General features: G+C 70.9%; 1 protein-coding gene. It reads left to right on the top strand.

Features of this window, described 5'->3' with window-relative positions; translation table 11 throughout:
- A partial coding sequence (whiA, locus tag AB8E48_RS09055; RefSeq protein WP_368886493.1) for a DNA-binding protein WhiA occupies positions 1–244 on the top strand: 244 nt, incomplete at both ends.

Here is a 244-nt window from a genome sequence, read left to right as displayed (position 1 = left end):
AGCGGTGGCGGTCTGCGTCGAGGCGGCAGGTACATCGTGCGCGTGGATCAGGGCGGCGAGGCACTGGCTCGCCAGACCGGTCTGCTGGATTTGCGTGGCCGCCCGGTGCGTGGCCTGCCGCCGGCTGTGGTGAACGGCTCCCTGCAGGATGCTGAGGCGGTCATGCGCGGTGCATTCCTGGCGCACGGTTCGCTGACTGAGCCGGGTCGCTCCTCCTCGCTGGAGATTACCTGCCCCGGCCCGG

It is taken from the genome of Rothia mucilaginosa (genome assembly GCF_964211445.1).
In the GTDB taxonomy this organism is placed as follows: domain Bacteria; phylum Actinomycetota; class Actinomycetes; order Actinomycetales; family Micrococcaceae; genus Rothia; species Rothia mucilaginosa_E.
This window is presented reverse-complemented; position numbering and strand designations above follow the sequence as displayed.